At 49.6% G+C, this 15,782-nt stretch carries 9 protein-coding genes; 8 read left to right on the forward strand and 1 reads right to left on the reverse strand.

Annotation, left to right across the window (positions count from 1 at the left end; all coding sequences use genetic code 11):
* Positions 1–204: 204 nt before the first annotated feature.
* The 7 genes from ACUHMQ_RS18185 (at position 205) to ACUHMQ_RS18215 (ending at position 8,253) form a co-directional block, all read left to right on the forward strand.
* Positions 205–825 carry a hypothetical protein gene (locus ACUHMQ_RS18185; RefSeq protein ID WP_445296875.1) on the forward strand — a complete coding sequence of 207 codons (621 nt, stop codon included), beginning with the start codon at positions 205–207 and terminating at the stop codon, positions 823–825.
* Positions 826–1,198: 373 nt separating this feature from the next.
* Positions 1,199–2,077 carry a hypothetical protein gene (locus tag ACUHMQ_RS18190; RefSeq protein WP_445296876.1) on the forward strand — a complete coding sequence of 293 codons (879 nt, stop codon included), beginning with the start codon at positions 1,199–1,201 and terminating at the stop codon, positions 2,075–2,077.
* Positions 2,078–2,341: 264 nt separating this feature from the next.
* A complete protein-coding gene (locus ACUHMQ_RS18195) occupies positions 2,342–2,887 on the forward strand; it encodes a GNAT family N-acetyltransferase (protein ID WP_445296877.1) in 546 nt (181 codons plus the stop codon).
* Between the two features lie 76 nt (positions 2,888–2,963).
* Positions 2,964–3,458, forward strand: a complete 495-nt coding sequence (locus tag ACUHMQ_RS18200) for an arsinothricin resistance N-acetyltransferase ArsN1 family B (protein WP_445296878.1) — start codon at positions 2,964–2,966, stop codon at positions 3,456–3,458.
* Positions 3,459–3,583: 125 nt separating this feature from the next.
* Entirely contained in the window at positions 3,584–5,320 is a 1,737-nt protein-coding gene (locus ACUHMQ_RS18205; RefSeq protein ID WP_445296879.1) for a diguanylate cyclase domain-containing protein, read from the forward strand.
* 230 nt (positions 5,321–5,550) lie between these two features.
* The gene (locus tag ACUHMQ_RS18210) at positions 5,551–7,125 is read left to right on the forward strand and encodes an ABC transporter substrate-binding protein (protein WP_445296880.1); all 1,575 of its coding nucleotides are present in this window, start codon (positions 5,551–5,553) and stop codon (positions 7,123–7,125) included.
* A 309-nt stretch (positions 7,126–7,434) separates the two neighbouring features.
* A complete protein-coding gene (locus ACUHMQ_RS18215; protein ID WP_445296881.1) occupies positions 7,435–8,253 on the forward strand; it encodes a CPBP family intramembrane glutamic endopeptidase in 819 nt (272 codons plus the stop codon).
* 138 nt (positions 8,254–8,391) lie between these two features.
* Here the strand turns inward: ACUHMQ_RS18215 and ACUHMQ_RS18220 are convergent, their stop codons facing one another.
* The gene (locus ACUHMQ_RS18220; RefSeq protein ID WP_445296882.1) at positions 8,392–10,332 is read right to left on the reverse strand and encodes a cellulase family glycosylhydrolase; all 1,941 of its coding nucleotides are present in this window, start codon (positions 10,330–10,332) and stop codon (positions 8,392–8,394) included.
* A 563-nt stretch (positions 10,333–10,895) separates the two neighbouring features.
* Between ACUHMQ_RS18220 and ACUHMQ_RS18225 the strand changes: the two genes are divergently transcribed.
* Positions 10,896–15,560 carry a pilus assembly protein gene (locus ACUHMQ_RS18225; protein WP_445296883.1) on the forward strand — a complete coding sequence of 1,555 codons (4,665 nt, stop codon included), beginning with the start codon at positions 10,896–10,898 and terminating at the stop codon, positions 15,558–15,560.
* Positions 15,561–15,782: the final 222 nt, after the last annotated feature.

Raw genomic sequence — 15,782 nt, forward strand, 5'->3', positions numbered from 1 at the left:
CAATCCGTTTCCACTTCTTGTCGCTTAAATCGGTCGGGTACTGTCGCTTTCTCCTGCCGCTACTTTTTTAGCCATGTCAAAATCCAACACATGGGAACAGTTTGAGACTTTTAAAACACACTCTTAGCGAAACTTTGAACTGACTATAGAACAGGTTCTTACCGGCTGGTCTACATTGGCACCATCAACGTGAGGAATTCGGACATGCAATTCAAACGCCATGTGCTGCTCACCGACTGGACTGCCCGTACCGGCCTAAGCCTGGCTCCAGCACGGCACACTGCCATTTCCGCCTTGTTTGATCTGATCGAAGCCGACCCTGGCTTTACACAGGTCCGGGAAATAGCTTACTTCCTGGCAACCGTGCGCTGGGAAAGTGGGCATACTTTCTCGCCCGTACAGGAAAAGCGTTTCAATAGCCAAAGGCGGCCACGAGAGTGGGATTGCCAGAATGCGTACTGGAAGACTGGTTTCTATGGGCGTGGTCTGGTGCAGATCACGTGGGAAGCCAATTACAAAAAGGCCGGCCAGAAACTTGCCGGCATGCAGTGCACTCTCGCAGACGGCAGTGCCTGCACGCTAGCTGCCGACAGCCTCATCAAACAGCCAGACCTAGGCCTGGAATTAAGTGTTGCCTATGCCATCGGCGCACGGGGCATGCGCGAAGGCTGGTTCACTGGTAAGAAACTTTCAGACTACATCAAGCCGAGCTTACCGCCAGACTATGCAGGTGCACGCCGCATCATCAACGGCATAGACCACAAAGACGACATCGCCGCGATGGCTGCACAGTTCGAATTATTGCTTCGGGCAGCACAGGACTAGATCCTGTTCAGGGCATTACTACAAAGTCATGATCAGGGCTTATATGCTGCTCTACGTTCTATTGCCAGCTGTTCATTGCCAGCTGTTCACGATAGATCGTAAAAGGTACCTAGATATAAATAGGTTGCGTGGTTGTGGCTTCAAGGTATCTGGCCTGCAATGCCATTCTCCATCCCTGTGGCCCAAGACTAAGACACCCAGGTCGTTGGAATTGGTCATCTGAATGACCATTGATCAATACTTTCCCCGCGCCTACTGGCACAACAAGCAAACAGCGTTTACAGTCGCGGCGCACGAATTTTCTTTGTTGGAACTGAATAGCCCAGTTCGCTATCACAATTACTTCTCTTCCTATTAGTTTCAGGTTTTTCTGTTGACCACCACTTCGATTTCCCTGCAGACCAACCAGACCCATGTATGCCAGCAACCGGCTTGGCGCATGGGTAACTGGCGTGACCGGGATATCGAGCTGTCCATTCAGCGCAAAACCTTGATCGCACTCTGCGCCACGCTGTTGCTACATCTCTTGCTGGTGTATGTCTTTACCCGCTCAGACTCTCGCACAGGTGATGTCGCTGCTGTAGTAAGCCAAGCCCCCTTGCAGTTGGAAATGAAGTTGTTGGATGAACCTGTAGCAAAGCCTCAACCAGCACAAGTTGACCCCGTTCCTCAGCCGCAACCTAAGCATGCCATCACACCAGTGCCTCACAAGCCGCGTGAGGAAAAGTTACCTGAAGTCGAACCGGCTATCACCTCCACCACGCCTCCACCGCCTCCGGCAACAAAGCCGCTCGATCTGACTCCACCACCTGCTACCGATCTCAACAGCTATATGCAGGCCATGCGTGAACGACGCCAAACTGCGGAACAACAAGCCAGTGGCTACACGCCTCCGGCACCTACGCCTGAAGAGCAGCGTATGGCGAACATCCGCCGAAATCTGCAACAGCCAGGTACCAATGGGGTTTTCCAGATTGTGAGCAAAGGCACACTGAGCGCTCAATTCATGTTTCGTGGCTGGACTGGTGACAACAGCAGCCGGGCACGTAGCGAAATGTTCGAAGTATCCGTATCACCAGGTGGCGATATCGAACGCGCCATGATCAAACGCATGATTGCGCTTATCCGTACCCACTACAGCGGGGATTTCAACTGGGAGTCGCAACGACTCAACCGGGTCATCGTGCTGTCTGCAAGGCAAGAAGACAACGCTGGCCTAGAGGATTTCCTATTACGCGAGTTCTTTGGGTAGTGCTGCTGCGCTCATCAACACTAAAGATCACCCACACTGGATCATGATCTGCTCCTAGATGCACCAACTCGGTGCTACCGTACCACGCTCCAACAAGCGCCAACCCACCAAGCCTTTGATCCATAAGGCATATACTCGTCGGCATAACACTTGCATAGACAATGTCATAACCATTTGAAATGGGTGTAGCGGCATTCTTAGGCCTCTCCACCCACATACGGTTTGAATAGATGTTTTACAAAACCATGCCGATGAAGAATGAATATGCCTATCAAAGTCGAAGCAATTACTGCTGGCCATGCTTCACGCCATACACCCGGATTGGGCACGTTGTTGGCTGATGCCATACACCATGGCGCCAGCCTGGGATTTTTAGCACCACTTACTACCAACACTGCACAACGTTATTGGGATGGTGTGTTGGACGAGGTAGTACAAAACCAGCGGCAGCTCTGGATCGCCACTGCTGATGAAAAGCTGGTAGGTACGGTACAGCTGACTCCCTGCCACAAAGAAAACGGGTGGAATCGGGCGGAGGTGCAAAAGCTGGTTGTACACACGGCGTGGCGTAACCGTGGGGTTGCGCGCCAGTTGATGGCTGCCTTGGAAAAACATGCACATCAAACCGGCCGCAAGCTCGTGTATCTCGATACCGAAGTCGGCTCTGCCGCAGAGAAATTCTATGCCTGCCAAGGCTACCAAAAAGCAGGGGAAATTCCTGATTTTGCCTGTAGCCCAGACGGCACGCTGCGCGGCACAGCCATCTACTACAAGCAGCTAATGGAACATACGTGGCTAAGTCAGGGATAACGACTTCCCTTGCTCTCTACGCTACGTATAGCCCAGATCTGCCTGATCAACTGTACCTATACAGGTTACTTACACCATGTCCCTTATTCTGCGCCAAGCCATAGTCGACGATGCGCCCGCCATTGCCGCTATCTACAACCCCTATGTACTGGAAACCGTCATTACTTTTGAGGAGCAACCGGTTCACTCCTCCGAAACGGTCAGTCGTATTACCGACACCAACACAGCTGGCTTGCCCTGGCTCGTGGCAGAACAAGATGGCTTAGTGCTGGGTTATGCCTATGCCAGTCCTTGGCGTGCCCGGCCAGCCTATCGCCACTCGGTGGAAAGTTCGGTCTATCTCGCCCCACAGGCACAGCGGTTGGGCTTGGGTCATCGGCTTTACTCAATGCTGTTGGAAATGCTGAAAGACAGTGGCAAGCATACCGTCATCGGCGGCATTGCCCTGCCCAATGCGGCAAGCGTAGCACTGCACGAAAAGCTGGGGTTCAAGCAAACCGCTTTGCTTGAACAGACGGGTTACAAATTTGGGCGCTGGATCGACACCGGCTACTGGCAACGATTACTGTAGAGCGAGCAGGCTGTATGCAGCGACCTTCTCCGCAAATCGCTTCGACGGCTTGCCCTTAGTACAGCTGAAGCACTAGGCTGAAGCAGTTCTGCTGCATCCGCGCAGACACAGCAGGAAGCCCCCTAGTGCTGCGACTGTTTGTCCTTCTGCTATTGGTCTTGCAGAGTTGCCCAATCTGGGCAGCTGCGGCGCCAACGCCAGTTACATTGACTACTGACGCGGAAGGCCAACATTTCAGCGGTCGGCTTCAACTTTTAATCGATCCAAGCAAGCAAATGACGCTGAAAGAAGTGCAGCAAGCACCTGCCAGCGCCTTCACAACCCCGGCTGAAGCCATCCGCTATTCCTATGATCCCAGCGTGTATTGGTTACGGCTGGATGTTCAAGGCGATCCGCTATACGACTGGGTATTGGAACTGTCATCCGTCGCTATTGCTGAAGCTTCGCTTTACGGACCGATCGATGCAAATGGCCGCAGCCATGCCGCGCCTGTCGACATCGGTTACAAGCGGCCTTTTGCCAATCGGCAACTTGCCTCGGAAAACACGGTCTTCCGGTTTCACCTCCCATCCGCAGAGCCCTATACCTTCTATTTGAAACTGCAATCAGAGCTTCCTCAGCGATTCCAACCACGTATTCGTGAGCTGGGCCAATATACGATCAGCGTACGAACCCGCCAGTTGATTGATGGCCTCTGCTACGGCGCACTGCTTGCCATGTTGTTGTACAACCTGATGCTGCTGAACATGGTCCGGGACCGGACCTATGTCTGGTATGTGCTGACTGTCTTCTTCGCGGTCATCAGTATCTCGGGGTACAACGGCCATCTGGCACACTATCTTATTTCCAATACCCCGGAACTGCTTACACGCTGCTACAACGGTGCGCCGGTATTGTGGGCATTGTTCACCCTGCTGTTCAGTCGCGACTTCCTGGGGATGCAACGACATACACCAAAGCTCTACCAGAGTACCCACGTCGTATTTGTGCTGCTGCTCGTGGCTTTTGGTGCTGCGATGGTTGAGAACATATCGGTTGCCCAAGGGCTGACCGAACTCGTTGCAGCTGTTGCGGCTGTTCTGCTGATCATCGCTGCCATACTCACCGCACGCCAGGGCTTCCACCCAGCGCTTTGGTATTTGCTCGGTCAACTGACACTCCATATCTCGGCCATCATTGTCATCGCAGACAATCGGAGTTTTATCAGCTCGCCTTGGATGCGCAGCTATGGCTTACAAACAGGGGCGGCACTTGAGGTAGTGATCTTCGCGCTGGCCATGGGCAGCCGTATGCGGATGATGCAATTGAAGAATCGGGAATTGCGAGCCCGTACCGATGTATTGGCCGCCGCGGCGGAAACCGACTCCCTGACAGGCGTCGCCAATCGGGCCGGCCTAATTGCACGCGCAGACCGGCTACTGCATACCGGCCAGCATGCCTTGGTACTGATCGACCTGAACCGCTTCAAGCCGGTGAATGACCAATTTGGCCATGATGCAGGCGACAAGGTATTGATCGAAGTCGCTCGCCGCTTGGAGGAACAGCTACGGGAAAGCGATATAGTAGCTCGGCTTGGGGGAGATGAATTCGTGGTATTGCTGAGTGGCCAACACGAACGCAATGTCATATCCAGCATCGCTGTCCGATTGGTCGACCGTATCGGCATGCCTATCCGGGTAGACAGCCATCAGTTGGAAGTCGGCAGCAGCCTTGGGATTGCGCTATGCCCTGAGCACAGCAGAAAACTGGACGAGCTGCTCAAGGCCGCCGACAAAGCCATGTACCTCGTCAAAGGCAGTAAACATGCCGGCTTTGCGTTTGCGGATGAGACCATGCCCAAGCCCGCTTCAGCTTCGAGTTAGCGTGGTAAACATACCGCAGTAGCGCCAGAATCCATGCAGCTTGCTGGACAGGCGCGCCATCTGACGCCAGCATACCCATGCGAACGCATGCTATCTATTCCCTAATTTTGCCTGCCCGATAGGCTTTTACCATACTGGCAAGCTAGCTCCACGCTGACCTGACACCCCACGATCTTATTGCGCAGCCGTGTAATCACGCTCGTTACGCAAGCAGTCCAGGAAGTCCATCTATGCCCCGCCTACTGTTGTTGTTATCCCTTGCCTTCAGCATCATCGTTTCCGCCAAGCCTTTGGTCATTTGCGCTGATGCCGACCCTGATGGCTTCGACCCGGCTCAAAGCGCAAACGCTGCCACCCATATTGCATCGGCTGCGAAGATCTACAACAACCTGATCGAGTACGAACCAGGGCCTTTCAAGTTCAGCCCCAGCTTGGCACAACAATGGACGATATCACCCGACGGACTGGTCTATACCTTTCAGCTACGCCATGGCGTGAAGTGGCAAAGCAATGAGCATTTCAAACCCTCTCGTGACTTCAATGCCGACGACGTCCTGTGGACCATTCAACGTCAGATCCAACCTGACCATCCCGGTGCTAAAGCTGCACCGGGCGGCTTCCCTTATGCAAACTCGGGCGATTGGAAAAACCTGTTCAAAACGGTGGAAAAGTTGGACGACTACACCGTACGGCTCACGTTGAGCAAACCCTATTCTCCGCTATTGGAGCGCTTCGCCCACCCAGCCTTTGCCATTGTTTCGGCTGAGTATGCGCAGCAGCTGGATCGTGCTGGCACGCCGAATCTGATCAGCAGCCAACCCATAGGCACTGGCCCCTACCTGCTGAAAAAGTACGATAAAGGCGCACAGGCCCGGTATGACGTCAACCCCCATTACTGGCGTAACAAACCTGCCATCGACAAGCTGATTCTCGCCATCGTTTCCGACCCTGCAGTACGTGCGCAAAAGCTGCTCGCCGGTGAATGCCAGGTTGCTGACACCATCAAGCCACAGGATCTACCCAAGTTCGACCATAACCCGAAGTTCGTCGCCACACCGCTACGTATGCAGTCCAGCGCTCAACTCTTCTTCAATGTGGGCAAAAAACCGTTTGACGATAAACGCGTGCGGCAAGCGCTCTCCATGGCCATCGACCGGCAGGCGATTGTGAAAAGCGTATTCGATGGCCGCGCAGAAGTCGCAACAGCACCTTATTCATCGCGCAGCCTGTGGGGCGTAGAGGTCGTCAAACCCACCAAACCAGACCTTGGCAAAGCAAAGAAGCTGCTTGCCGATGCAGGCTACGCCAATGGTATTGAGACTGAGATGTGGGTGCGACCAGGCGGCTCTGCCACTAATCCAAACTTCCGGCTCACCGCTGAAATGATTCAAGCCGATTGGGCGAAAATCGGTGTGAAGGTAAATCTCGTCAATGTGGAATGGACAGCCCTCGTCAAGAAAGCCCGAGCAGGAGAAGCACCCTCGATGCTAAGCGGTTGGAGCGGCACATTGGACCCGGATGGCATCTATAGCAATATCGCCAGTTGTGACGCTGTGGCCAACGGCTACAACTTTGCCCAATGGTGCAATACCCAAGCCGATACAGCCTTGGATACGGCACGCGTCGCCACTACCCAGGCAGCCCGTACCAAATCTTATATCGAGGTACAAAAGCTCCTGGCAGAAGAAGCCCCCTTCACCACCCTCGCCTACGCCCTGCCTGTCGTCGTCCATGACCGGAATTTGCTGGGTGTCGAACCCACACCAAATGAGAGTTTCAAAGTGGAACGGCTTCGGTGGAAATAAAGAAGCTATCGCATATAGCTATTCATATTAAATTTGTATCGTATTTCCCTTTCAGCATACAAAGCCTCTCTAATAAGGTTTGTATGCTGAGAATTGCCGCCTGTCTAAATCTCTCCAACTAGGCTGGATTGTCATACTCAACAAATACATAAAATTCGAATAATCTGCTATTATATTGGCCATATTGATTCGACATTCATTGATCAATCCTTTATTGACTGCATATCTTCTATATATATTGGAAAATCAAGAAATACAATTTCATATTCTTCACTATAAAGAATTTACAGAGACTCACAGATATATCCCATGCAAAAGAACGAGACATTTCCAAATTTCATTGAGTCCCTCTTTGTTGTCATTGCTATTTTTATAATTGAATACTTGCTATACGCACTTAGCCAAGACATTCGTAATAACACAGGCATGAAGCTGCAAGATTTTGATGGGGTCATTATATTATTCGGCTACGGAATTGTTTTTAGCTTCATACTCTATTATAAGAATATGAGCTACAGGACTCTTTTTCATTCATCCAGAAGCTCAATTGCATCCACTATTATTCTACTAGTAGTACCTATCATTCTTATTACTCCAGCATTAACGCTTTTCCTGTGGACAAGTACTGCAGTTTTAACCTCTTTACTACCACCCCCTGATTGGTACAATACATTCGTTAACAGGATGATGTCCAATGGTGTTGAATCGGTGATTACTGTATGTATCCTTGCCCCGATACTAGAAGAAATGTTATTCAGGGGGGTAATTTTACGTAGCTTCCTGCATCAATATAGTAAGAGAAATGCAATTATTTTCTCAGCTCTCATTTTTGGTCTTGCTCATTTAAATATTTATCAATTTATCATCGGTCTTGTTGCTGGATATATTTTAGGCTGGTTATACGAACGTACACACTCACTTTGGCCAGGAATTCTCCTTCATAGCACTTATAACTCAAGCTGCATCCTCCTTTACCAAGCCCTTCCAGCTCAAGATATTGACAACTATTGGGAACCATCCCCTACTCACTGGGTGATTTCATTTGGCTTTGCCGCAATTGGTACCATTTTGCTACGTCGAATTCTTTCACCCACTAAGCCACCCATTACCGCTTCACTCAATAAATAAGATATTACACTCCACAATAAAATGACTTATTTTCCTTAGAGATAGCAATATGGAAAATTCCCAAGAAAGTGTCGATACAACCCCGTCCTTATTAAATGGGCAGACATTTTCCATGGGCAATACCCTTTAGCTTAATCGTCAGTTTCTTGGATAACCGCTATCCGTCATGCTACCCGTCAGATACACCACACTCTTACGGTCTGCTACCAACAAACGCTTGAGTTCGCGTTGCCATTCCGCTTGTACTGCTGGTTGAACTGTCTCTCCTGGCAGTTTGGGTACCAGCAATAAGAAGTGCCAACTATCAGGCACCTCGTGGCTATCCTGATCATCCCACACCAACACGCGATACCCCGCAGCACTGGTATTAGCCACGCCACTGTCTCGCATCAACAGAATTTCATTACGTGCCTGGCTGGCCGCTGTAGCGATAGGTAAACCATCTTGAATTGCCATATCGGTAACAGCAATGGTATTGGCAGGGTCAAAGCGTGCTGGGAGGAAAACCTCGGTTGGCGCATCTCTCTTACGACCTTGCCATACCAGCAATGCAAACTCATGGTCGCGCAACCACTCTTTACCATCCAACCTCAGTGCTGCCCATAAAGGCACATTGCCGTCGGCGTCCTTCACCAATGCGTTAAAGTGAAATTGGACAGTGTCCCCTTGGGCACGACGCGGGTAGATGCGCTCGATATTGGAACGATCGACGTTGTAGACAGACTGCCCCGCCTCATAGCGCACGACGGAGTAGTTTTCATTATTCCAACCATCGGCTACAACCATAATTTTTGATAGGTTGCCATTCATGGGTTCCTGATGCTGACCGTAATACCGATCCCACTGCCATTGGGTGCCGGACAGTGCTGGTGCATAGACATCAGCATAACGATCCTTACCATGCCCGTATGTGGTCAACTCCATACCCTCGTAAATGGCTTTGACGATGCGGTTGGTATCTTTATGCCCCTTCTGGCCAACAATCATGCCGAATTCGCTCACAAACGGCGGCGATTGCCAGTGTCGGGACTCTTCGCGGATTTCCTCGAAATGGGTGAGATATGCACCGTTGTTGACTGCGCGTAAATCTGTACCTTGTCGACCGCCATCATAGAAATGGGTATTGAACACAAATCGGCTGCCGGGTGGTGTTTGCAGATGCCTACCACCCGTTGCAGGAGCGAAAATACCGACTGTGCTATTCCAGAAAACAAGTGGTTCGGCAAACACCAGCTTGTCCGCCCAACCAGCTGCATCCATTGCCTGCCGGACACGTTCATAGAAAGGCCAGAGCTTCCGATTGTCCCATTCACGAGGGGACAGACCCTCCATCCCGCCGTCTACAGGCTCATTGAACGGATCCAATCCCAATACCTTATCGTAAACCAATGCTGGTAAACGATTACGCAGGTAACGCATCGCTTCGGTTATCTGCCAGATATAACTGTCTTGTACTCTACGTATACCAGTTGCTGTATTTACAGGCGCATTGTTCCAGAAATTACGAAATGCGCGCCGTACTGCCTCATCCGTCATATTATGCTGGGCCCAACTGATGCAGATAATGCCGCAATATTCTGCTGGATAATTTCCACCGCTAATAATCCATTTAGGTGCGCCATTACCGGTATGCCAGGAATTGGCATTAAATAGGTATCGGGAATATAAATCCTGGTGGTAATCCAATAGAACATGCATACCGCGTTCGGTCGCGGCTTGAATCTGCTGTGCAATATCATCGAGATAAACAGTATCGATTCGATCTGGCTCGGGGTGAATAGCTTCCCATGCCACCAATAGCCGAATCACATTCGCACCGCTTTTCGCCCGCAAATCGTTTAGACCACTTCGCGTATCCGCCTGTGTTCGAAACGGCTTGAAACCACTCTCGGTCAATTTTGTGGAGCCCGAGACGTTCCAACCACGAAGTATCGCTTCCCGGCCCAGCCCATCGCGAAAAATCGCGTCCTTATAAGTGCGTCCCCCGATCTGGATCTGCTTTAGTGTCTGTTCGAATCTGGTATGCCGCAGGTGACTGGTCGACACCGACAATGTCATGCGCCCCACCCATGGCGACATTGCTGAGCAAAGCCAACGAAACCCAACCACTCAGGGCAAAACCCCGCTGCTTAGCTGCATAACTCTCTGTGCAAGACTGAGAGGCCAACCCAAAAAAGGGAAAAGCCGACCGACGGCAGGGATATAATACCAGCTGCATTGCTTGCTCCTCGTAGTTTGTAGTTTGTAGTTTTCGCTCGCCCAACCCATCTGTGCGGGTCAGTCAATACAAAAGCCATACTCGAACTAGCTCGTCACCAGCAAGTTACAGCGGTGTTTGCATACTCGTTTGTGACAAAAAAAGTCAATTTATGGAAGAGGTTAGCGAACCAAGAACATAGTCTTCGCTAGCTTTTGTCTTTTCATGATCCATCATGAGCAGAGCAAGCATAAAAACCAGAATTTACGCAGATAAGTGAGGTTTTAAGCGGTGTAGGGAGACAAGTAAGAAGATACAAAAAAAGGCATCACTATAAGCAACACCCCTAGTGTGCCCTTATAACAAGATATCAGAAATTACATTATTCCAATCACCGTTAAATAGTTCCGACCGTAATAGTTAGAGGTACAGCAATCACAGATTCTTGATCAACGGACGTTATACCTATTACAAGCAGTCAATATTTATCTGGTTCAGGGAAAACAAGGGGCAATTCATGTTAAACAAGCGGCTAATTCTGCCTGTCTTATTATCAGTAATTGGGTTTCCTACCCAAGCAGGAAAGATCGTTCAAGGAGGAAATGATCCATATCGCCCCCTTTTAGGTAGCAGCAGCGCGCCACCATTAAATCTGCTTGTATTGGAACGAGATTATAAGCTCTGGATGGCCGCATACAATGATGCCTCAGCACTCGAAGAAGATGGACCCATTGATGTAGGGTATAAAGGAAATAAAAAACGTGATGGCACGGAAGGATCAGCCAAGGGCGACTTCCGTATTGACTATTATGGACTTTTCGATTCTTATAAATGCTACACTCACGATGGAAATACTTTCGTACCTGTAGCAGCAACCAATAATAAAAAATGTAGGAACCAATGGAGTGGTGACTATCTTAATTACTTGACGACATCCCGAATGGACGCACTTGCCAAAGTATTCTTTGGTGGCGTTCGATATATTGATGATGCAAATAGAACCGTACTTCAGCGTGCCTACGTTCCAAGTAACTCAAATACCTGGGGCAGTGAGTACGAAAGTGTTGCGCGTGATGGATACAATATTCAAGACTATACGCCACTCAGCCTGCCTGCTGTAGGGAGACGTCATTTATTTACCAATGTGACGCCCACAAATGGGAGTGGTGGTGTCAATACTGCACCTAAAATCAAATACCTCCTTAGTCGCCAGGAAAGAATTTGGGAATGGGTCGCTAAAGAAGTCCCAGTCAGCGGCGATACCATAGATCGGTCTGCTTATGGCGGCGGTGACTCTGAAAATGTCGGCTCACAAATCAGCAGTTTGAATGTCTATGTAGAAGTATGTAAAAGCGGCCTATTAGAAGAAAATTGTTCTCAGTATGGTAAAACCTCATTCAAGCCAATCGGCCTATTGCAACAATATGGTGAAGCCGACTTGATGCGCTTTGGTCTTTTCACCGGTTCTTATGATAAGAATGATCGAGGCGGTGTAATTAGAAAGAACATCGGAAAATTCGAAGATGAAATTAATAAAGCTGACGGCACATTCAACTATAGTACGAACGGTATTATTGCTACATTAAGCAAATTGCGCGTAGATGGCTGGCGCAATGACAGTTACGGGGGGGCTAATTGGGTTTATAACCCCGTTGCTGAAATGCTACAAGAAAGCATGAATTATTATGCAGGTAACTCAGCAAATGGAAATTTCACCGGCGATGGAGCAGGTCGTAATCTGAATTGGTCACTTGGTAAGGTAGGCAGTTGGCCTAGTGGTTTACCAGAACCCAGTTGGACTAATCCACTTGCCACAGATAAATGCAGTAAACCCTATATCACGCTAATCTCAGATGTTAACCCGTCCAGAGATGGTGACAATCTCACGGGTACAATTGGCGGTAAGTCATTCGATGCTAACAGCATCGGTGGTAATTTATGGGCAAAAGAATTCGGTGGAGCTGCCAAAGTAGTAACTGCAGATAATGTGGGTGGTATTACTCAACCTATCGCAAGAACTATCAGCAATTTCAATAGTATTAATGCGCTACCTGATGAACCAGGATTAGCTGGAACTTATAAATCAGTCATGGTGGCAGCTTTTGGGCGGAATAATCCCATTATTCCTTCGAACCCTGAATTGCGCGTAGGTACATACGCACTCGCACTTTCTTCGCCATTTCCAAAAATTGAGTTGGATATGGGCACGCCTGTAGTGATTACCCCATTTGGTAAAACAGTAGGTGGTGTTGGGAACAAAATTGTTGGTTTCTTTATTGATAAAGCATTCAATGCCCCAGGCTTTCCTAGGAACACAACTCCGGGAACAAATCTGGATGCCGGCCAAGGCAATGGCGGCTTACCCATTTATCGGGTTCGTGTCAGTTTCTCAGACAATGACCAAGGATCTGGCGACGATGATATGGATGCAATCGTCCAATACACCGTATTCAAAAAGAATACCAATACCTTCTCAGTCAATGTCGACTCCGTCTTTGCGGCCGGCGGTGCTACCCAACACTTAGGTTATGTTATCAGTGGTGCTGGTACTGCAGATCGCGCATATCTTGTGGTACGGGATTGCGATACTGCGAATGGTCTTGGTCAATCCGATGAACCAGGACAGCTCTGTAACAGATCCAGTCGCCAGCGCTCCTGGTCAAATAGCAGTGACCCAGTCATTGCGTTGGATTCCCCCGATCCAGGATCTGGTTATCCGAAAAGAGTCGGCAGCCTTGACAAAAGGCTCTCCCTGAATAGTAAACGGGATTTTGTAGTGGATAGCACGGGTGCAGGTAATACCCTGAAGGATCTTAAAAATCCGCTTTGGTATGTTGCCAAATATGGCGGTGCTGTTTTACCCGATGCCGCAGCAAGACCCGATGCGGTTCCACCCAGCTACTTTTTTGTGGCGAACCCGCTGAAAATGAAGGAACAACTTAGTAAAGTGTTTTCTGAACTGCAACAAGGGACTGTTTCGTCAGCCCAGGTTGGCGGCGGCGGAGTAAGGACAAGCGACAGTGGCCAAGTGTTTTATCGCGCGTCTTATACTGCTCAGAATTGGTCAGGAGAATTAGCTGCATTATCTCAATCCAAAACCGATACCACTCTAGGTACAGAAATCTGGAATACCACCAAGAAACAGATTCCCTTTGCTGAGAGAAAAATCATCACATTCAACCCGAGCAATAAAAAGGGTGTTGCATTTGAATGGAGCAAGCTAAGCAAAGAACAACAGGACAATCTGCACCTGGATGGGACTGGACATACTGATGGAAAAGGTGAGAAACGTCTTGCTTATCTACGTGGAGATAACGCGGAAGAAGGCACAAGCGTTACCAAATTTCGCCCTCGGCAACCTCTTCTGGGTGGAGTAAGTAACCATCTAGGAGACATCATCGAATCAAGCCCAAGCCTTGTTGGTGCACCAGACCCCAAATACCGTGCAAGCGATGCTGGTCATACCACCTTTGCTAACAATAATGTCAATCGTAGAGGCGTCGTTTACGTTGGTGCGAATGATGGTGCTTTACATGGTATCGACAATGGAACTGGTGATCTAAGCGATGGCGGTAAGGAAGTTATTGCTTACATCCCATCCTATGTGTACGGAAAGCTAAGCGAACTGACCAGCCAGACTTATAAGCATGCTTATTATCTGAATGGGAAGGTATCAATCAACGACGCTTACCTCGACTCCTCCAATAAGTGGTCAACCATTGCTGCAGTAGGTGCTGGATTCGGTGGTAAAGGGATTTCAGCCTTGGATGTTACCAATCCTGGCGACTTCAACGAAGGTAATGCCGCTAAATTAGCGCTATGGGATTTCAGTGCTGAAAACGGTGACGTCGATATGGGTTACGTCACTGGGGACCCATTGATCTTGAAGACAAATGACGGAAAATTCCGTGTTATTACCGGCAATGGTTATAACAGCCAAAATGGTAAAGCCTATCTCTACTTGATCAACGTCAGTGACCCTACAGATGTCGTGAAAATCGCAGCCGGTACAGATGGGACACCAACTGACCCTAATGGACTGTCCGCCCCTTCGTATGCTGACCTGAATGTACTCACCAGCAATGGGACCGGCGATGGGACGGTGGACGTTGTCTATGCAGGCGATTTATACGGTAACCTGTGGCGATTCGACCTACGTGGGACCACCCCAAGTGCCTGGAAGGCAGCAAGCAGTGTCCAACGCCTATTTACAACTGGCACTTCAGATGGAAAACGTCAACCTATCGCTAGCGCTCCTGCCGTTGCAGCACATCCTGTGAAAGAAGCTGGGAAGGGGCTATTAACGGCGAATGGTGACTCCACAACGACCTTAGGTGGCGTCATCGTCTTATTCGGTACCGGTAAGTTCTTGGGAGACTGCGATAAAAACTATACATGCCCCAATGAAGCCAGCATGAATCGGTTTTATGGTGTTTGGGATGATGGCTCCTCCGCCCCTGTGGACCAAAGCAAGCTGCTTAAGCGGGAATATAAGTATTACACCGACACCACAGCAAAGGACAAATTAAAGGATAGCGCTACCGCAAGCTCGCTCACCGAAGCTGACTATCAGCAAATAGTCAAAAACGGGTACGTCTATATCGAATCCAAATGTGGGACGAAAGAGTGCAAGATCGATTGGGCATCTCAACGCGGTTGGTACATGGACCTTGTTGACCGAGTCAATATTGCAAGTGGCGCACGTATTGCGGGTGAACCACGGGTATTGGATGGCAACGCGGTGGTCTTCGATGTCATGAACGCACAGGCAGCCACAGACTCCTGCTCAGTAACTGGCTCAAATACTACGATAGTGGCAAGAGTTGATGACGGGGGGAGCAAAGGGGTTAGGACATTCAAAACCAAAGTTAATGGTAAAGATGTTCCTCTACCCAATGCGGGATATTCTGTAAATGAGAGCCTGCCAAGAGGATCGCAAACATTCAGCAGCGTTGTACGTAGGGGGTTGGGTGATAACAATGACGGTGGAGCCAGATACACCGTTGGAGCACCCTCAAAGCGGAAACAAAATTGTACTCCCACGGGTTGTATTGATATCTCATCTGGCATTAGATTGGAACGTTCAACCTGGCGGGAACTGATCCAGTAAGCTGTTACTGGCTACAACCCCGGTACCATGAAGTAACCAATGTTTCTCTGATCCCCTATCGACAAGTGGTGGTCAGAGAAGCATCAGGTTCACACTGAATCCCCCCGGATAGTGAGGAGGCTCCATTTCTTGAGAGAATGGAGTTATGAAGAAGCCAACCAAGTATTCGCCAGAAGTCAAAGAACGCGCTGTCCGTATGGTTTTTGAACATCGGTCAGAGTA

This window comes from Chitinimonas violaceus, assembly GCF_052601015.1.